Annotated in this window: 15 protein-coding genes and 2 pseudogenes; 3 read left to right on the top strand and 14 right to left on the bottom strand. The window is 70.0% G+C overall.

Features of this window, described 5'->3' with window-relative positions:
* A partial coding sequence (locus tag K228_RS0121535) for an ISAs1 family transposase (RefSeq protein WP_029723785.1) occupies nucleotides 1-292 on the top strand: 292 nt, incomplete at its 5' end.
* 103 nt (nucleotides 293-395) lie between these two features.
* On the opposite strand, the pseudogene K228_RS30465 reads toward K228_RS0121535, so the two are convergent.
* A pseudogene (locus tag K228_RS30465) lies at nucleotides 396-612 on the bottom strand (GntR family transcriptional regulator); the annotation flags it as partial.
* A 411-nt stretch (nucleotides 613-1023) separates the two neighbouring features.
* Here K228_RS30465 and K228_RS0121530 point away from each other — a divergent pair.
* Nucleotides 1024-2217, top strand: coding sequence for a helix-turn-helix domain-containing protein (locus K228_RS0121530; protein ID WP_025620283.1), 1194 nt, complete (start codon nucleotides 1024-1026; stop codon nucleotides 2215-2217).
* A 334-nt stretch (nucleotides 2218-2551) separates the two neighbouring features.
* Here K228_RS0121530 and K228_RS0121525 read toward each other — a convergent pair whose 3' ends face one another.
* From K228_RS0121525 to K228_RS0121475, 11 genes and pseudogenes are all read right to left on the bottom strand, one after another.
* Nucleotides 2552-3574 carry an ABC transporter ATP-binding protein gene (locus tag K228_RS0121525; protein WP_025620282.1) on the bottom strand — a complete coding sequence of 341 codons (1023 nt, stop codon included), beginning with the start codon at nucleotides 3572-3574 and terminating at the stop codon, nucleotides 2552-2554.
* On the bottom strand, nucleotides 3571-4557 hold the full coding sequence (locus K228_RS0121520; RefSeq protein ID WP_025620281.1) for an ABC transporter ATP-binding protein: 987 nt from the start codon (nucleotides 4555-4557) through the stop codon (nucleotides 3571-3573). Before K228_RS0121520 ends, K228_RS0121525 begins: the two co-directional genes overlap by 4 nt.
* Nucleotides 4554-5435 carry an ABC transporter permease gene (locus K228_RS0121515; protein ID WP_025620280.1) on the bottom strand — a complete coding sequence of 294 codons (882 nt, stop codon included), beginning with the start codon at nucleotides 5433-5435 and terminating at the stop codon, nucleotides 4554-4556. Before K228_RS0121515 ends, K228_RS0121520 begins: the two co-directional genes overlap by 4 nt.
* Nucleotides 5432-6376, bottom strand: coding sequence for an ABC transporter permease (locus K228_RS0121510; protein WP_025620279.1), 945 nt, complete (start codon nucleotides 6374-6376; stop codon nucleotides 5432-5434). Before K228_RS0121510 ends, K228_RS0121515 begins: the two co-directional genes overlap by 4 nt.
* Before the next feature lie 50 nt (nucleotides 6377-6426).
* Complete coding sequence (locus K228_RS0121505) at nucleotides 6427-7962, bottom strand: ABC transporter substrate-binding protein (protein ID WP_025620278.1); 1536 nt, start codon at nucleotides 7960-7962, stop codon at nucleotides 6427-6429.
* Nucleotides 7963-8040: 78 nt separating this feature from the next.
* Nucleotides 8041-9486, bottom strand: a complete 1446-nt coding sequence (locus tag K228_RS0121500) for a glucose-6-phosphate dehydrogenase (RefSeq protein WP_025620277.1) — start codon at nucleotides 9484-9486, stop codon at nucleotides 8041-8043.
* A 202-nt stretch (nucleotides 9487-9688) separates the two neighbouring features.
* Nucleotides 9689-9994 carry a hypothetical protein gene (locus K228_RS0121495; protein ID WP_025620276.1) on the bottom strand — a complete coding sequence of 102 codons (306 nt, stop codon included), beginning with the start codon at nucleotides 9992-9994 and terminating at the stop codon, nucleotides 9689-9691.
* Nucleotides 9995-10114: 120 nt separating this feature from the next.
* Nucleotides 10115-12075 (bottom strand): annotated as a pseudogene (nhaA, locus tag K228_RS25965) (Na+/H+ antiporter NhaA).
* 107 nt (nucleotides 12076-12182) lie between these two features.
* Nucleotides 12183-13775 (bottom strand): GGDEF domain-containing protein, encoded by a 1593-nt coding sequence (locus tag K228_RS0121485; RefSeq protein ID WP_025620275.1) that lies wholly within the window; start codon nucleotides 13773-13775, stop codon nucleotides 12183-12185.
* 150 nt (nucleotides 13776-13925) lie between these two features.
* On the bottom strand, nucleotides 13926-14342 hold the full coding sequence (locus K228_RS26490; RefSeq protein ID WP_025620274.1) for a hypothetical protein: 417 nt from the start codon (nucleotides 14340-14342) through the stop codon (nucleotides 13926-13928).
* The gene (locus K228_RS0121475) at nucleotides 14339-16135 is read right to left on the bottom strand and encodes a carbon starvation CstA family protein (protein ID WP_025620273.1); all 1797 of its coding nucleotides are present in this window, start codon (nucleotides 16133-16135) and stop codon (nucleotides 14339-14341) included. Before K228_RS0121475 ends, K228_RS26490 begins: the two co-directional genes overlap by 4 nt.
* 110 nt (nucleotides 16136-16245) lie before the next feature.
* On the opposite strand from K228_RS0121475, the gene K228_RS0121470 reads away from it, so the two are divergent.
* The gene (locus K228_RS0121470) at nucleotides 16246-17043 is read left to right on the top strand and encodes a pyridoxamine 5'-phosphate oxidase family protein (protein WP_025620272.1); all 798 of its coding nucleotides are present in this window, start codon (nucleotides 16246-16248) and stop codon (nucleotides 17041-17043) included.
* Nucleotides 17044-17156: 113 nt separating this feature from the next.
* Here K228_RS0121470 and K228_RS0121465 read toward each other — a convergent pair whose 3' ends face one another.
* Both K228_RS0121465 and K228_RS27640 read right to left on the bottom strand, forming a co-directional pair.
* A complete protein-coding gene (locus K228_RS0121465; RefSeq protein ID WP_025620271.1) occupies nucleotides 17157-17735 on the bottom strand; it encodes a DUF305 domain-containing protein in 579 nt (192 codons plus the stop codon).
* Nucleotides 17736-17838: 103 nt separating this feature from the next.
* Nucleotides 17839-17958, bottom strand: a 120-nt coding sequence (locus K228_RS27640) for a carbohydrate-binding protein (RefSeq protein WP_342667131.1), incomplete at its 5' end; no start/stop codon positions are given.

Genomic DNA, 17958 nt, shown 5'->3' with positions numbered 1-17958 from the left:
TAAAGAGATCATCCACGGCATCGTCAGTCTCGACGCCGGACAGGCCGGCCCGGAACACCTCAACCACTACGCCAGAGGTCACTGGACCGTAGAGAACAGCCTTCATTGGACCCGGGATGTGACCTTCCACGAGGACACCTCCCAACTCAGGACCGGCACCGCCCCACGGAACATGGCAGCCTTCCGCAACCTGGCCCTCAACACCTTCCGCCTCGCCGGACGCGCCAACATCGCCCACGCCCGCCGCGACCTACACGACCGCACCGACACCTTCGCCGTCTACGGCATCTAACAAACCATGATCAAAGCGGACGTAAAAGAACAACGCCGGGGCCGTGCTTGATTAGGTGAAGCAATTCTTAGCCCAGTCGCTCGGTCGGTGGCGGGCTGCTGGGCTACTCCTTCGGTTTGCGGCGTACCTTCTTCGGTGCCGGCGGCTCGGCGGGTTCGGGCGCTCCGCTGGCGGCGGCTCGTCCGAGGTTGGCTTCGTAGGCAGCAAGGTCGTCGGCGAGGTCGGTGTGTGCTTGTTGGAGGGTGGTGAGTTCTTCGGTGGCTTGCCAGGCGGCGGTGTCCCTTATCCATGAAGGCGTCGACGATCTTGCTCCCTGGGCGGGGCGTCGGTTGTTTTGTAGGGCCAGGCGAAGAACCGGTGATACAGCGTTCCTGTGGTAGTGGTGGGCATGTCCACGCAGGCCTCGACAAAGAACTGGGTGAGGTAGAGCATCAGCGATACCCGCGCGCCGGCGAACTCGGCCAACAGTTGACGTTTGCGGGTCAGGCACGGCCATACCTGCCCGCACCCGGCGCACGTCCATACGGGACGAACTGGTAGATGCATCGTCATCGCTGGCGTCCTTTCGGCGGCGTCGTGGGCTACGGTGGGAGGACCGGGGCCGCAGCACTGGGGTCGAGGCGAGTGCCGGTCGCCAACCCCTGGTCCCGGCCCTCCCGAAACGGGCGCCAGCCAGGTTCGGACTCGATGCACGTCCCCGCTGGGCCTGCCACCAGGATCAGGGGAGACAGATGACCATGGAAGCAGGCGAGGGTTTTCCCCCGTCTACAGACACTCCCACCGACCTCGGCGCCCATCTGCGAGCCGCCCGTGAAGCCGCCGGACACAGCCTCGCCGGTATGGCCGCGCTCACCCACTTCAGCAAGCCCTACCTCAGCCTTGTCGAAACCGGCCGCCGCCCCGCGACCCCCGATATCGTTGAACGCTACGAACATGCCCTCGGTGTACCGATCGGCACCCCAGCCGACCCGGTCCGCCGCACCCACGAATGGCTCCTGGACAGCCCACCCGCCACCGGCTGCCTACGCGCCGGCCGCCGCATCGGCGCAAGCCTGATCGGAACGTTGGAAGCCCGGGTGATCGACCTCCGCCACCTGGACGACACGGTCGGCAGCCGTACCCTGCTCCCCGTCATCCGCGCCGAACTCGACCAAGCCGAATACCTCGCCCGCACCGCCTCCTACACCGACGCCTCCGGTAGACGGCTGTACACCGTGATCGGTGAACTGGCCCAACTCGCCGGCTGGGTCGCCAGCGACGCCGGCAACTACTCCGACGCCCAACGCCTCTACCTATCCGGCGTCACCGCCGCCGACGCGGCGGGCGACCGGGCGCTGGGCGCGCAACTGCTGTCCAGCCTCGCCTACCAGATCACCAACATCGGCAAACGCGACGACGCCCTGCTCATCACCCGCTCCGCCGTCACCGGCGCCCCCCACGCCAGCCCGCTCGTGCGGGCGCTGCTGCTGGAACGCCTCGCCTGGGCCGCCGCCCGCCTCCGCGACACTGACACCAGCCGCCGCGCCCTCGACGCCGTCAACGACGCCTACGACCAACACTGCGACGGTATCGCCGAGCCCGAATGGGTGTACTGGCTCAACCAGACCGAGATCGACGTCATGGCCGCCCGCTGCCTCATCGAACTCGGCACCCCAGCCGCCGCCGAACCCCTGCTTACCCGAGCACTCGCCGCCTACAACCACGACCACGCCCGCGAAGTCGCCCTCTACCAAACCTGGCTCGCCGAAGGCCACGCCAAAACCGGCAACCTCGACGCTGCCCGCGCCGTCCTGCACCGCATCGACACCACCGCCATCGACGCCGGCTCCACCCGCCTGCACCGCCGCATCACCGCCGTCGACCGCCTCATCAACCGCCGCACACAGAAGAAGCCTGCCAACCGCAGCAGACGACCGACTGAGTAGACACCCAGCCCGTCGCCCCACGCAGCCCGACGTGCCCCACGTTGCTGTCACGGCTGCTGTCAAACCGCCCACAAACGATGAACCGCCGACAGGCGGTTGAGCGAAAGCCCAGCTCACCGCCAAGATCGAACCCATGACATCACCGCAGCCACCGTAGCAAGGCCACACGTACTATGTGATCGCCGGCAACATCCCGGCGCTGGTCCACAACTGCGGCGACACTCCTGCGCCATCGATGGCGGACAAGCCGCTAGAGCCGGAGCGGCAATCTCGGTACGGCGGCTTTGTCCGGGGACGGGGTGCACTGACCTTGTCGTTGTGCCGATCGCAGCGGTCATGGCGAGGAGGCGTTGGTGGGCTGCGCCCGCATCGCGCGTACCGCCCCGCCCGCAAAGAGGCAGGCCGCCTGGTGTCCGGAGCTGATCTCGACCAGCACCGGGTCGGTCTGGGCGCAGTCAGGTCGGGCCTGCGGGCACCGCGTCCGAAACCGGCAGCCGGTCGGCGGGTCGATCGGGCTCGGGACATCACCGGCCAGGATGATCCGCTGGCGACTACGCTGCACCGGCGGGTCGGCCACCGGCACCGCCGACAGGAGGGCGGCGGTGTAGGGGTGGGCGGGCTCCCGCCAGATCTGCGCCGGGGTGCCACTCTCCACAATCCGGCCGAGGTACATCACCGCCACCCGATCACTCATGTGCTCGACAGCGGCGAGATCGTGCGCGATGAAGAGGTAGGTCAGCCCGAGCTCTCGCTGGAGCCCGCGGAGCAGGTTCATGATCTGCGCCTGCACACTCAGGTCCAGGGAGGCGATCGGTTCGTCGAGGACAATCAGGTCTGGCTCACCGGCGAGCGCCCGGGCGATGCCCACCCGCTGCCGCTGGCCACCGGAGAGTTCGTGCGGGTGCCGTTCGGCGAGATCGCGACGCAGGCCGACCAGGTCGAGCAGTTCGGCTACCCGGTCCCGCCGGGCCGTGCCGCTGGCGGCGAGCCGGTGCACGGCCAGCGGCTCGGCGATACTCGCACCAACGGTGTGCCGCGGGTCGAGGGAGGCCTGCGGATCCTGGAACACCATGGCGACGCGGCGGCGCAGCCGGCGCAACCGCCGCCGCGACCAGCGGGTCACGTCCTGCCCCGCCACCTGGACCGTGCCGGCGGTCGGCTCGACCAAGCGCAGCAGCGCCAGCCCGGTCGTCGACTTGCCGCTGCCGGACTCACCGACCAGACCGAGGGTTTCGCCGCGGCGTACCGTCAGGGACACCCCGTCCACGGCATGGACCATCCCCGCCGGGGTCGGGAACCACACCGCCAGGTCGGTCAGCTCCGCGACCGCGTCGGTGGCCACGCTCTCCCCGGTCATCGGTCCTCCCGAGTCTGACGCGGATAGAAGGTCCGCACCTGGTGCCCCGCCGCGACCGGCACCAACGGCGGCAACTCCCGTTCGCAGCGGCTGTCCCCCCGCACCGAGCAGCGCGGCCAGAACGCGCACCCCTCGGGAAGCTCCAGCGGGCTGGGTGGCGTCCCCGGGATGGTGACCAGTTCGGTGACGTTCGCGTCCGGGTCCGGCCGCGCCGCGAGCAGCGCCGCCGTGTACGGGTGCGCCGGTTCGGCGAAGACCGCGTCCACCGCCCCCTGCTCGACGATGCGGCCGCCGTACATGACGGCCACGGTGTCGGCGAGCCCGGCGACGACGCCGAGGTCGTGGCTGATCCAGACGACGGCGGTGCCGAGGCGGCGTTGCAGGTCGGCGACCAGCTCGACGATCTGGGCCTGCGTGGTCACATCGAGCGCGGTGGTGGGCTCGTCGGCGATCAGCAGGTCCGGCTCGCAGACCAGGGCCATGGCGATCACCGCGCGCTGACGCATCCCGCCGGAGAGCTGGTGCGGGTAGGCGTCCACCCGTTCGGCGGCGGAGGGGATGCCGACGAGTTCGAGCATCTCGATGGCGCGGGCCCGGGCTGCCCGCCGGGTCAGCCCGAGGTGGACCTCGCTGGCCTCGCCGATCTGGCGGCCCACGGTCAGCACCGGGTTCAGCGAGGTCATCGGGTCTTGAAAGACGAACCCGACGTGCCGCCCCCGCATCCGCCGGCGACGTGCCGCCGACAGCGCGGCGAGGTCAGTACCGAGCAGCCGGACGTCTCCGGTGACCCGGGCCGCGCGGGGCGCAAGCCCGGTGGCGGCGAGCACGCTCATGCTCTTGCCGCTGCCCGACTCACCGACCAGGGCCAGCGTCTCCCCCGCCCGGACCGACCAGTCGACGCCGGCGACCGCGCGGGCCGCTCCCCGGCGGGTACCGATCGTCACGGTCAGGTCCGCGACGGACAGCACGGTTTCGTCGTTCATCCGGCGTTCCTCCTCGCCTCGCTGACGGTGAGCTGGCGAGGGTCGAGCACGTCGCGGAGCGCGTCTCCGACCAGATTGAACGCCAGGACGGTGAGGAAGATCGCGGCACCGGGGAAGAAGCCCAGCCACCACGCGTCGGTAATGAATCCGCGCCCGTCGTAGAGCATCCGGCCCCAGGCCGGCTCGGGCGGCTGCACCCCCAACCCGAGGAAGGAGAGCGCCGCCTCGGACAGGATCGCGAAGGCCAGCGAGAGCGACGTCTGGACGATCAGCGGCGCCGCGATGTTGGGCAGCACGTGCCGCCGCATGATGCGCAGATCCGATGCCCCGGTGGCGACTGCCGCCCGGACGAAGACCTGCTCGCGGACGGAGAGCACCCCCGCACGGGTGACCCGGGCGAAAATCGGGGTGTAGACCACGCCGATCGCGACCATCGCGGTGCTCAGGCCCGGCCCCAGGACCGCGACGATGGCCACCGCGAGCAGCAGGACCGGGAACGCGAACAACACGTCCATGCAGCGCATGAGTACGTTGTCCAGCCACCCCTGGTAGTAGCCGGCGAACAGCCCCAGCGTCACGCCCGCCAGCAGGGCGATCCCCACGCTGACCGCGCCGACCTGAAGCGAGACGCGGGCGGCGACCAGGACCCGGCTGAATACGTCTCGACCGAGTTCGTCGGTGCCGAAGGGGTGCGCCCAACTGGGCGGCTGCAGCATCCGGTCAACATCCACCTCGTTGATGCCGGCGGGGGCCAGCCAGGACCCGGCCAGGCCCGCCACGACCAGCAGGGCGAGCACCACCCCGCCGGTCACGGCCAACGGGTCGCGACCCAGCGCCACCAGGGCGCGGCGCGACGTCGAGTCACCGTTTCCGCTCATCGCACCCGAATCCTCGGATCGAGGCGGGCATAGAGGAGGTCCACCAGGAGGTTGACCAACAGGAACAGCGCGGCCACGAGCAGGATCGCCCCCTGGAGTACGGGATAGTCCCGGGCCTGCACCGCGTCGTAGGTAAGCCGGCCCACCCCGGGCCAGGCGAAGAGCACCTCGATCACGATCACGCCGCCGAGCAGGCTGGCCAGCTGCACCGCCACGACGGTGACCACCGGGATCAGCGCGTTCCGCAGGACGTGCCGCACCACCACCACGCGGGTGGGCAGCCCCTTCGCCTCGGCGGTGCGGACATAGTCCTCGGCGAGCACCTCCAGCACGGAGGATCGGATAAACCTGGTCAGGATCGATGCGGTGACCAGGCCGACCGTGACCGCCGGAAGAAAGACGTGCGACGCCCAGCCGACGGGATCCTCGGTGAGGGCCACGTAACCCGAGGGTGGAAACCAGCCCAGCACCCCCGCGAAGAGCAGGATGCCCATGATGCCCATCCAGAAGTCCGGTACCGAGACTCCGAACTGGCTGAACACCCGCGCGGCGTGATCGAACACCGAGCCGCTACGCAGGGCTGAGAGCACCCCCAACGGGAAGGCGACCAGGAGCGCGAAGACGACCGCGGTGATCGCCAGGGAGAGCGTCGCGGGCAACCGCTCCAGCACGATCGCGGTCACCGGCCTACCGCTGCGGAAGCTCACCCCGAGATCACCGGTCAACGCCTGCCCGACGTAACTGGCGTACTGCACCGGCAGCGGCTGGTCCAGCCCCGCCCGCGAACGCAGCGCCTCATACGTCTCGGGGTCGAAGCGGGTGCCGAGCGCCACCCGCACCGGATCGCCGGGGACGAGTTGCAGCAGCAGGAACACCACCAACGTCACGCCGAGCAGGACGATGCCGGACTGGAGCAGCCGGCGCAGGACGAAGCGGGTCACCTGGAGTGACCCGCCAACTCACCGAGCATCACCAGCAAGGTCCCGCCACCTCACCGGGTAAGAGCGACGTCGCGGAACCGGATCGCCCGGTCGGCGCGGACCTCGTAGCCGCTGACCTGCGACGACCAGCCCTGCACCACATCCGGGTTGTAGAGGTAGAGGTAGCTGGCATCGTCGACGATCTGCTTGGCGGCCTGCTCGTACTGCTGCTTTCGCGCGGCCTGGTCAGTCTCGGTCCGGGCCTGGTCGAGCAGGTTGTCCACGGCCGGGTTGCGGTATCCGTGGAAGTTGAAGGTGCCGGCACTGTGGTGCTGGGCGTAGTAGAACTCGTCGGGGTCGATGTTGCCCAGCCACCCGAGCATGAACGAGTCGAAGTTCCCCTTGCCCTGCTCGTCGAGCCACTGGGCGAAGTCCAGCGTACGAATCTTGACAGCGATGCCGATCTCCTTGAGCTGCGCCGCGATCACCTGCGCCGCGGTCACCGTCTCCGGGTACTCGTTGGTGACCATCAGATCCATCGTCAGGTCGGTCACTCCGGCCTCGGCCAGCAGCTGCTTCGCCTGCGCCAGGTCCTGCTGGTACGGCGCGTAGTCGTAGTAGAAGGCGCTGTCGGTCGGAATGGCGGTCTGGTTGACCGTCGCCAGCCCGAACTTGGCGGCCTTGGTGATCGCCGCCCGGTCGAGCGCGAAAGCGACCGCCCGGCGCACGTTGACATCGTCATAGGGCTTGCGAGCCTGGTTGAGGGCCAGGTACCAGTAGTCGCTCGACGCCGCGGAGCGCACGACGAGGTCGTCGTCCGCACGAAGCGCCGACACCTGCTGGGGTGGCAGGTTGTCGGTCCACTGCACCTCGCCGCTGCGCAGGTTCTGCAGGGCCACCGTCGGGTCCTGCACGAAGGTGAAGGTCACCCCGTCCAGCTTGGGCTTCGTACCCCAGTAGTTGTCGTTGCGCACCAGCTTGATGCTGTCCCCGGCGCTGTAGGAGGAGACGGCGAACGGGCCGCTACCGATCGGCTCCGTCTTCACCGCCCCGGATTCCACGTTGGACTTCTTGACGACCGCCACTCCCTTGAAGCCACCGAGGCTGGCGAGCAGGTTCGGGGTGGGCGCGGTCAGCTGCACGACGACGGTGCCCGGATCCGGGGCGGTCACCGACTCGACGGTGGCGAACCGGTACGCGGCGTTCAGCTCCTCGTCGATGATCCGGTTGTACGAATAGACCACGTCCTCGGCGGTGAGCGGGGATCCGTCACTGAAAGTCACCCCCTCACGGAGGGTGAACGTCCAGGTCAGCTGGTCGTCGCTGGTGTCCCACTCGGACGCCAGGGAAGGCTTCATCGCCAGGTTCGCGTCCGGCTCGACGAGCGTGTCGTAGACATTCTCGAGCACCTGGAAGCTGGGATATGCCGAGGTTTGGTGTGGGTCCAGCTGATCCGGCTCCCCACTGATCGCGGCGGTGAGGACCCCACCGACACCGGCCTGCGTCCCGCCGTCGACCTCGACGCCCTCCCCGGCGCTGCAACCCGCCAGCAAACCGAACGTCAGGGCGAGCGCGACACCGGCCCCCCGGAATCTCTTGCTGGACATGGTCCCCCCTGTGGACTCTTCCCGGCAAAGTGAACGATCATGTGAGTCTCACCCTCGAGCCGGACCATGTCAAAAATTTCAGCCCTCGGTCGCCACCGCCGGCACCGGGATCAGCAGGGAGTCCTCCGGGCCCCAGCTGCCCGCCGGGTACTCCCGCAGCGGCACCGCCCCCGCCCGCCAGCAGTCGAGCACCGGCGCGATAATCCGCCAGCAGTCCTCGGCGGTGTCCCCCCGGACCGACAGTGTGGGGTCGCCGTCGAAGGCGCCGCGGAGCACCTCCCCGTACGGCGGCAGACCCCCCGGGCCGAAATCGGCCACCAGGTGCGCCTGGCCCAGCTCCAACGGGTTCCCGGGGCCGTTGATGTTCACATCGAGGCCGAGCCGGTCCGGGCCGAAGCCGATCCGCAGCCGATCGGGCTGGTCGTAGCCGATCAGTCCGGACGGCACCCGGGGCGGTTGCTTGAACGTGACCACGGCCTCCTTCCGGCGGGCCGCGAGCCCCTTACCGGTACGCAGCCGGAACGGCACGCCGGCCCAGCGCCAGGTGTCGACGCAGAGCACCACCTCGGCGAACGTCTCGGTACCCCGGCTCGGGTCAACACCGGGCTCGTCGGCGTACCCGGGCAGCCGCTTCCCGTTGACCTCCCCCTCCGCATACCGACCCCGACGGCTCCACGTCGCCGGGTCATCCGCCCACACCCGGGTGGCCCGCAGCACCTGCGCCTTCCGGCCCCGCAGGTCTCGGGCGTCGAGGGTGGGCGGGGCGTCCATCGCGATCAGCGCGAGAACCTGGAGCAGGTGACTCTGCACCATGTCGATGAGCGCACCCGCGCCGTCGTAGTAGCCGGCCCGCCCGGCCAGTCCCAGGGTCTCGTCGAAGACAATGTCCACGCAGGCCACGTGCGCGGAGCTCAGCATCGGCTCGAAGATCCGGTTGGCGAAGCGCAGCCCGAGGATGTTCATCACCGTGGACTTGCCGAGAAAGTGGTCGATGCGGTAGACCTGCTCCTCCGGCACCAGCCGGGCCAGCACCTCGTTAAGGGAACGGGCCGAGACGGCGTCGGTGCCGAAGGGCTTCTCCAACATCAACCGGGTGCCCGGCGGCAGGCCGATCCGGGTGAGCGCGGCGGCGGCCTGGGCGGTGATCGCCGGCGGCAGCGCGAAGAAGATCACGAGTTGATCGTGGCAGTTCGACAGCAGCCGGCGTAGATCCTCCTCCTTCGTCACGTCGGCGGGCAGATAGCTGGTGGTGCGGACCACCTCCTTGACTCGGGGGCCGGTCGCGCCCGCCGCGGCGAAGGCGTCCGCCACCCGGCGGCGCCAACGCTCGTCATCCCAGTCGTCCGTGCCGCTGCCGAGCAAGGTGAGATTCGGCTGGGCACCGGTGGCCACCAGCCGGCCCAGGCCCGGCAGCAGCAGCCGGTCGGCCAGGTCGCCGGTCGCACCGAGCAGGAGCAACGTCTGGGGGTGCTGGTCCCCCCGATCGGCAGGGTGACCAGCGGTGCCGGACTGCGAGGTCGTCATACCCCCACCATGCCCTGCCGGACCGGTCGGTACGGCCCGGTTCGGCGGGGACCGCCCGCCAGTCACGTCGAGGGTTGTTCCGGTCTCCGGCTCGACCGGGTTAACCGATGTGGTTTCAGGCATACACCGCCCCCGGGGTCGAACACGCTGGCTCGGCTCCCAGGGGCGGTGCGCTCAGTAGTCAGTAGTCACTGGTCGGCGGTCAGCGCTCGGTGCGGTCGGGGATCTCGGTACCCGACTCCCCCGGCCAGGCACCGATCGACTCCTCAGCGGCCCGTCCACCGGTGCTCTCGTCGCCCAGGGTGAGGTCACTGCGGGGCAGGCCGGCGAGCCCGGCCGGATCCCGGGTGGGCTGCTCGACCGCATCGCTGTCCGGTTCGGCCAGGCCAGCCCGGCTTAGCATCTCGACCAACTCGTCGTGCGGCATGCGTTCGGTGTCCGCTATCCCGGCGCCACGCGCGATGGACCGCAGGGTAGCCAGATCCTGATCCGCGAAGGTTTCGGCCATACCGCTGGCTTCCCCGACCGGCCGACCAGAAACCTTCCCGCCCCGCCTCGGCCCGGCCATGCTGTCGGCATCCGCCACGCCGTCAGAACCCACCCGGTCGCTCCGCCGGGCCGGGGCCCCTCAGCTCCCCGATTCCGCGTCCGGCCGCTCCGGGCCATCCTCCTCGCGCCGGTAGCCCGGTTCCCGGCCGTCCGCGGGGCGAAGCCGCGCGCTGGCGAACGCCGCCGTGACCGCTGCGGAGAGCGCCTCGATGTTGTACGGGCCGTGATGTCGGCGACCGTTGACAAAAAGGTCGGCGTACCGGAGACGCTGCTCAGATCGGCCGCGTCAACATCCTCAGCGATCCGGACAGCACCGCGACGGTCGGCTAGGTGTTCCCGGAATCGGTCCAGATCAAGGTCGAGTCGTTCGGCGTACCGGAGCAGGTCGGCGGGGCGCAGCTCCCCCTGGTTCGCCAGCAGCAGGTCATGCATCTCCCAGAAGGCCCCCTGCTCCCCCGCCGCCTCGGCGGCCTCGGCGGCCACCTCGGCGTTGGGGTGCACGTCGGTGAGGGGTAGGTGCCGCCAGACGTACCGGATGCTGGTGAAGTCGGCCAGCAGCTCCCGGACCGCCGGTTCGGCCTGCCCGCAGTACGGGCACTCGAAGTCGCCGTACTCCACGACGGTCACCGGCGCCTCGCGCGGACCACGGACATGGTCCCGATCCGGATCGACCGGGACCGCCAGGTCGATGATCCCCTCCGCGGCGCCCAGCAGCGCACGAGCCCGCCGCGCCGGGGCAAGCCGGGCGGCGAGGCGGAACACCAGCCAGGTGCTGAGAGAGGCGCCGACCGTCGCTACGAGGATGCCGACCTTCGCCTCGTCGAGGGCGGGCCCGTGGAGGGCATGGGTGGCGATCAGCAACGCGATGGTGAACCCGATGCCGGAGACGGTGCCGACCCCGATGATCGCGGCCCAGCCGACCGGTGCCCGGAATCGGTTCTGGCTGAGCCGGGCCACCAGCGTCGAGGCGATCACGATTCCGGCCGGCTTGCCGACCACGTAGGCGAAGAGGACGCCGAGGGTAACCGGGGAGGTCACCGCGCGAGCCAGCAGCTCACCGTCAACAACCACGCCGACGTTCGCCAGCGCGAACAGTGGCACGATCAGATAGCTGGCCCACGGGTGGTAGACGTGTTGCAAGCGGTCGTTCGGGGACAGCGCCGCGGCGAGCCCGTCTCGGACCGATCGCGCCAGTTGCGGGCTGGGTTGCTCCCGAAACAGCCGAAACCGGTCGGCTGCTTGCTGTAAGTCGGTGCGGGCCGGGACGTAGGCGTAGCTCAGTAGCCCCATCACCAGACCAACCACCACGGGATCGACCCCCGATTCCGACACCGCCAGCCACGCGGCCACCCCCAGCAGTAGGTATCCCGGCCCCCACCGCACGCCGGCCGCCCGGATGAGCAAGACAAGCGCGAAGATGCCCGCCGCGACGAACAACGCCGCCGGCGACGGGTGCTCCGGGTAGGCGATCGCCAGTACCACGATCACGATCAGGTCGTCCACGACGGCGACGGTCAGCAGGAAGTTCCGCAATCGGTCGGAGAAGCGGGGGCCGAGGACGGCCAGCATGCCCAACGCGAGCGCGGTGTCCGTCGCCATCACCACGCCCCAGCCCATGGCCGTCGGCTTCCCAGCGTTGAACGCCAGGTAGATCGCGATCGGTGCCAGGATGCCGCCGATCCCCGCCAACAGCGGCAGCACCAACCTGCGCCGCTCCCGCAGCTCGCCCAGATCGAAGTCGCGACGCACCTCCAAGCCGATTACCAGGAAGAAGAACGTCATGAGACCGCTGTTGACCCAGAACCGCAGATCGTGTGAGACCTGCCAGCTTCCGAGTTGGACGGAGAAGGTGCTGCCCCACAGAGACTCGTACGAGGACTCGTCGAGGTTCACCCAAACGAGAGCGACCACGGCCGCGGCCAGCAGCACCCGCGCGCTACCGGTCTCGGTGTGCAGGAACGCCCGCAGCGGGGAGTTGCGCCGGCTGGCCCCGGTGGTCCGGGCGGACCACCGCCGCCCACGAGGAATTTCGCCCGTCACGTGGGGATCCTCTCCCACCGAACCGAGGGCTTCCCCCGATATCGGCAGCCACCGTGCCGATGAGGCCGGGCATCGTGACACCGACGCGGCCGGAGTCGCTGCCGAGCTCAGGTCGCGACGTGCCCGCGACTCACCTGGTTGCCACCGGCCCGCTTAGCGGCGTACATGGCACGGTCGGCATCGGCAAGTGACATCCCGAGCGAGTGGGCGGCACCGCTGGCGACTCCGACGCTGACCCCCGTGCGCCACCGCGTCAGTCCGCTCACGGCGGCAACGGCCCGGAGGGCAACCTGTTCCGCGGCGGCGCAGTCGGCACCGGGGAGGATGGCGACGAACTCGTCGCCGCCCAGCCGGGCCACGAAGTCGCCCTTGCGGACGCTGGTCGTCAGGGCCTGCGCCACCGCGCGCAGCACCTCGTCCCCGGCGGCGTGCCCCTGTGAGTCGTTGATCCGCTTGAAACAGTCAACGTCCAGGGCGAGCACCGCGACCCGGTGGTCGTCGGTCGCCCCCGGGGCCGCCAGGTTCCGCAGGAAGGTGTCGAGCCCACGCCGGTTCGCCACCCCGGTGAGCGGGTCGGTCCGCGCCGCCCGCTCCGCCTGCTCATGCTGCCAGCGCAGGAGGTCGTACGACTGCATCGTCACCGCCGCGTGCAGCCAACGGTGCCGTTGGCGCCACAACAACTCCGCGAGCGTGTCGCCGTAGGTCAGCCCCGGCCCGACATCGCGCGATCCGTTCTTGGCCAGCAGCATCGCGTGCGTGCGGTGCAGCGCCGCCGAGGCCAGCCAGCCGGGGTCGGGCGGCAGGTCACCAACGGCCGCTTCGATGACCCGCAGGGCCTCTTCCCGCTGGCCACAACGGTTGAGCGCGACCGCGTGGAAGGGCCGGCAGAGCAGGAGCTCCGGCTGCTGGGCCGACACGCCGTACGCCTGGAGTTGGGCAAGGTGACGGGGAATCTCGTCCGCCGCGCCGGCCGGATCGCGACGGTCGGCGCGCGCGGACGCCGCGAAGAGCAGCGCGGTGTGTCGCCACACCTCCGCCTTCGGCCCGGAGGCCTCCGCCGCCGCCCGCACCGCGTTCTCCTCGGCCACGGTGAGGTGCTTCTCCGCCTCCGCGGCCTGGCCGACCTGGTACAGCTCCAGCGCCCACATCAGGTTGAGTTCGGCGAGGTTACACAGCCACATCGCCCGATTGCCGTTGTCCGGGTACGACGCCGGGAAGGTGGTCTCGTAGGCCGCCTGGAACTGGGGCGCGGCAAGCTCGTACAGGCGCAGTTGGGCGTACCCGATCGCGATCCCGGTGTGCGCGTTGCCCGCGATCACCGGATTGGTCTCCCCGGCGAGCAGGGTGGTCTCGGCGGCGACCAGGTCCCGGAGCACCACAGAGATGTCGTGCTCGCGAAGGTCCAGGTCGCCGAGGCGCAGTCGTCTGGTGGCGCGCAGGGACAGCGCGCACGAGCGCCAACCGGCGCTCCGCTCCCGATCCGCGGCGGCGAGCATCAGGTCGGTAGCGGCGACGGCGGCCCGCAGGTCACCAAGCCGGGTCAACGCCACGACCCGCACGAAGTGCATGGCCGCCGGCCCGTCGCAGATGTCACCGGTGGTCTCCCGCAGCGTGGACTCGGCTACGGCCAGCACCTGGGCCGCGGCACCGGCCTGCGCTTCCTCGAGGAGGTGCAGGGCCCGGAGGGTCACATCATCCATCCGGCCTCCTCAGTTCTGCCTGACGCCTAGGGCAACCACCATTGTGTGGCCTCGTGACCACGATCTCGTCAACCCTGAGGAGAGGAATTGATCCAGTTGTCGTCGCGAGGGTCGGATTCCCGTCAACCGGTGTGCACGGCAGGGTGCCGTTCACCGCCGCGGCGCATCTAGGGCCTGCCGGATGAGGCGCAGCGCACGCTCAGGGGTGGGTGCGGTGGCGTCGCTGACCACCCGCCCATCCACGATGATCGCCGCGTACCCGGTTGCCCGCGCGAGCTGACGCAGGACGACCCGCCACGGTCGGCCGTGCCGCCGGCCGTCGCGCACGACCGCCGGCAGGAGGAACAGGGTGTTGTCCGGGTTGACGACCTCGACCTCGACCTCGGTCGGCAGGCCGGCACGCACCGTCAGATAGACCTCGCCCAGCGGTCGCTGGGTGCCAAGCTGCCGGGCCCGCCCCGGATCCCGGCCCGACACGTCGCTGATGATGCCGGCGCCGGAGCAGCAGCCGGAGTCGGCCCGACCGGCACCCCAGGGGCGAACCAGCAGGACCCGATGCCGACTCATCGACGCGGCTCGCCCCCGGAGCTGGCCGCCGCGCTGTCGGTGGGTTCGGCTCCGCGCTCGGCCCCGGTGACATCCGGCGCGGGGCGGGGGCCGGGGATCGCCTCCGCCTCGGCCGCCGGCCCGCTGGCCCGACGCAACGCGAGCACCGCCTCCACGATCAGCCAGACCGCGAGCACGAAGATGAGCGCGTCCAGCGGCGCCAGCACCCACTCGTCGGCCCGGACGAACTCACGTAGCTGCACGATCAGCGCCCACGTCGTCATCGCCAGCAGGAAGACCAGCGGTACGACGACCGCGACCGGGTTCCGTCGGCGCCGCAGCACCCAGACCGCGATCACGGCCAGCGCCAGGCCGGCGGTGAGCTGGTTGGTGGTGCCGAAGAGCCGCCACAGGACCCCGAAGGTGTAGCCGGCGTCCCCACCGCCGGGCAGCAACGCGAGCGCGAGCGGTGCGGCGATCGCCAGCAGGCCCGCCAGGGTCAGGTTCCGCGCCACCCGCCGCCCGCCGACCAACTCGGCGATCTCCTGGACGATGTAGCGCTGCAACCGGACCCCGGTGTCCATCGTGGTGGCTGCGAACGAGATCACGACGACCGCGGCGAAGACGGTCGCGAGTTGGAACTCCACCCCCAGGTTGGCGGCGAAGCTGGCGATACCGTTGACGAAGTTGCGGGTCGCCCCGCCCGATGCCGCGGCGTGGGTGGCGTAGAGGCTGTCCCACTCGGCCCGGCTGGCGGCCACCCCGGCCGTGACCGCGATGATCGACCCGAGGGCGAGACTGCCCTCGCCGATCGCCCCGGCGTAGCCCACATACCGGGCGTCGGTCTCCCGGTCCAGCTGTTTCGCGGTGGTGCCGGAGGCCACCAGCGAGTGGAAGCCGGATATCGCCCCACAGGCGACGGTGATGAACAGGAACGGGAAGATGCTCGGCGAGCCGGCCGGCACGTCGTTGACCAGCGGAGCCACGATCCGATCCAGCCCGACCAGCACGCCGACGAAGATGACTGCCAAGGCGATGAAGAGCTGGTGCGAGTTGATGTAGTCGCGTGGTTGCAGCAGCAACCAGACCGGCAGTCGCGAGGCGACGAAGGTGTACGCGAAGAGAATGATCACCCAAAGGTCGCGCGGTTGGGCGAACCCGAGCTGGTCGGCCAGCCCGGTGATCTCGATCGGCCAGATGTTGCCCACCCAGATCAGCACGTAGAGGATGATCACGCCGGCGATCGAGGGCACCAGGGCGGGGCGCCGGGTTCGGTAGATGTACTGGCCGATCGCGATGGCGAGGGGAATCTCCACGAAGATCGGGATAACCGCGCCCGGGTACGCGACGAGCAGGTTTCCGATCACCACCGCGAAGACCGCGTTGACCAGGGTGAGCAGGAAGAAGATGATGAGCAGGAAGAGCACTCGGGCCCGCTTGCTGATCACGTCCGCGGCGAGGGTGCCGATGTTGCGGGCCCGGTGCCGCACCGAGACCGCCAACGCCCCGAAGTCGTGGACACCGGCCGCGAAGATGGTGCCGAGCACCACCCAGGCCAGCGCCGGCCCCCATCCCCAGAACACGGCGATCGCGGGGCCGACGATCGGAGCGGCTCCGGCGACCGAGGTGAAGTGATGGCCGAAGAGCACGTGTCGATTGGTGGGGACGAAGTCCACCCCGTCGGTGAACTGGTGCGCCGGGGTGACATAGGTGGGGTCCAACCCATACACCCGGTCGGCGAGGTAGCGCGAATAGTACCGATATCCGAGGGCGAACATCACCATGACCACGGCGACGACGACTACGGCGGGCATTACTGCCTCCCTGCGGTCGACCTGGGCGAAGGCGCCCCCCGCTGATCAGGACCTCGACCAGCAATGTAACGGGGGTCATATTCACCAGTCAATCGACCACACTAACTGCCATGGATATCGACGCAGCGACCCGGCGCGCGGTCCGGGCCGCCACCGTGGGGGAACTCGCCTGGCTCGACAGCGCCGGCCGTCCGCACGCCCGGCCGGTCACCCCGCTGTTGCTCGACGACGAGCCGGCGATCGCGTTTCCCTACGCCGACGTGGCGCTGGCCCACGGGCTCGCCGCCGCGCCCTACGCAACGCTGGTGATCTCAGACGACAGACTCACCGGCGAGGGTTGGCGGGCGGTGGCGATACACGGACGCCCCCGGCTGATCGAGGACCGCGAGGGCACGCTCTTCTCCGACCGGTTGCTTGTCCAGGAACTGCGCAAGTACCCGCCGGCCCGGGCGCTCCTCGACTCACCGCTACTGTGCCGCGAGCACTGGTGGTACCTACCCCGGCTGATCGTGGTGCTGAACGCCACGGCGAGCACCCCGGTAGGCGCCCGTCCCGGGGGGCACGGTGAGGTGCTGGTTGTCGACGTTGCCGGCCAGCACCCATTCGTGGACACGGTGCGCCGGCTGGACCCGGGCGAAGACACGATCAACGTGGCAAGTCTCGCCGGACGACCGTTGCCGACCGGAGCGGCAGTGCTGCTCGCGCACAACTTCTCCATCCCCGACCTGGAGCGGTGGACCCCGTGGCGGCACCGTGGCTGGCTGACCGGCGGCACGCTGACCATTGCCGAAGCACCGGACCGCACCGCCCTGGCACCGCCGCTCGGCATCTGGCAGCGGCTGACCCGGCATCGGCGACTGGCCCGGGAGTGCCGCCACGCGCTGAACAGCGGGACTACCGCCCAGTAGCCGTCGCTCCAGGGCGGTAGCCGTGAGCACCGGGCGCACGGCTGGGGGCAAAAGCCGACGCTGCGGGCCGACCGGGCGGTGCCACCCGACGACGGCTCGACGCCGAAGGCCCGCTACCGGTCACCCGACGACAGCCGGTCGAGGGTTTCGGCACCAGCCGTGCGGGACTGGTCAACCCGGTGGGCGTAGGTGAGCACCTCCGGACTGGTGCCGGCCTTCCCGTGCGATCGGGCGAGTTCCGCCACAGCGCGGTGGTGGGTGCCGAGCAGTTCGCAGAGCATGGCGTCAACCGCCGCATCCGGCGTACCGCGCAGCTGGGCCAGCCCCCGGTCGACGGTCGCCGAACCGGCGATCTCGGCGCGTCCGGTGGCCGCGTTGTCCGTGTCAACAGCCTGTAGCCACGCGCGCACCATCACGTTCTCGTCAAACTCGGTCACTTCGATGGCATCGACCAGCACCTTTACCTCCGGGTCGTCGATCCGGCCCTGCGCCGACCGCACAATCTCGACAGTCTGGGCGGTGTGGGCCGCCATCGCCTGCAGGAACCGGATGTCGGCCTCGCCCATCAAGGTGGCGGCGGGCACCCCGTCACCGGCCGTCGCCTGGATCTCGTCGGGGTGTTCTGGAGTCCCGGCACAGCCCGCCAGCAGCGCGGCGGTGGCAAGCAGGGCAACCAGTAGTAGTCGTCGCATGGCATGCTCCTAACGAGACGTCACGTGGGGCCTACCCTCGGTCGGCCCACACCGGCCGGGTGCCTCTACCACCACCACGGCCGGTGCGACCACGCTCGTCAACTCAGATTCGGATCCACAGCGACGGCACGTGCGGCGGCTCCCAGCCGGGTGTCGCGGTATGCGCCTGCCGAGCCCGGTAGGTCACCCCGTCGTACGTCACCTCGTCACCGACCTGGTAGGC

It is taken from the genome of Salinispora cortesiana (genome assembly GCF_000484695.1).
In the GTDB taxonomy this organism is placed as follows: Bacteria; Actinomycetota; Actinomycetes; order Mycobacteriales; family Micromonosporaceae; genus Micromonospora; species Micromonospora cortesiana.
Note: the sequence above shows the minus strand (reverse complement) of the source record. Positions and strands in the feature narration are given on the sequence as shown.

Coding starts and splice junctions, on each gene's coding strand:
- K228_RS0121485 (WP_025620275.1), bottom strand. CDS start 13,775: ATGGATGATGTGACCCTCCGGGCCCTGCACCTCCTCGAGGAAGCGCAG.
- K228_RS0121475 (WP_025620273.1), bottom strand. CDS start 16,135: ATGCCCGCCGTAGTCGTCGTCGCCGTGGTCATGGTGATGTTCGCCCTC.
- K228_RS0121515 (WP_025620280.1), bottom strand. CDS start 5,435: ATGAGCGGAAACGGTGACTCGACGTCGCGCCGCGCCCTGGTGGCGCTG.
- K228_RS0121525 (WP_025620282.1), bottom strand. CDS start 3,574: ATGACCGGGGAGAGCGTGGCCACCGACGCGGTCGCGGAGCTGACCGAC.
- K228_RS0121495 (WP_025620276.1), bottom strand. CDS start 9,994: ATGGCCGAAACCTTCGCGGATCAGGATCTGGCTACCCTGCGGTCCATC.
- K228_RS0121500 (WP_025620277.1), bottom strand. CDS start 9,486: ATGACGACCTCGCAGTCCGGCACCGCTGGTCACCCTGCCGATCGGGGG.
- K228_RS0121465 (WP_025620271.1), bottom strand. CDS start 17,735: ATGCGACGACTACTACTGGTTGCCCTGCTTGCCACCGCCGCGCTGCTG.
- K228_RS0121505 (WP_025620278.1), bottom strand. CDS start 7,962: ATGTCCAGCAAGAGATTCCGGGGGGCCGGTGTCGCGCTCGCCCTGACG.
- K228_RS0121470 (WP_025620272.1), top strand. CDS start 16,246: ATGGATATCGACGCAGCGACCCGGCGCGCGGTCCGGGCCGCCACCGTG.
- K228_RS0121530 (WP_025620283.1), top strand. CDS start 1,024: ATGACCATGGAAGCAGGCGAGGGTTTTCCCCCGTCTACAGACACTCCC.
- K228_RS26490 (WP_025620274.1), bottom strand. CDS start 14,342: ATGAGTCGGCATCGGGTCCTGCTGGTTCGCCCCTGGGGTGCCGGTCGG.
- K228_RS0121520 (WP_025620281.1), bottom strand. CDS start 4,557: ATGAACGACGAAACCGTGCTGTCCGTCGCGGACCTGACCGTGACGATC.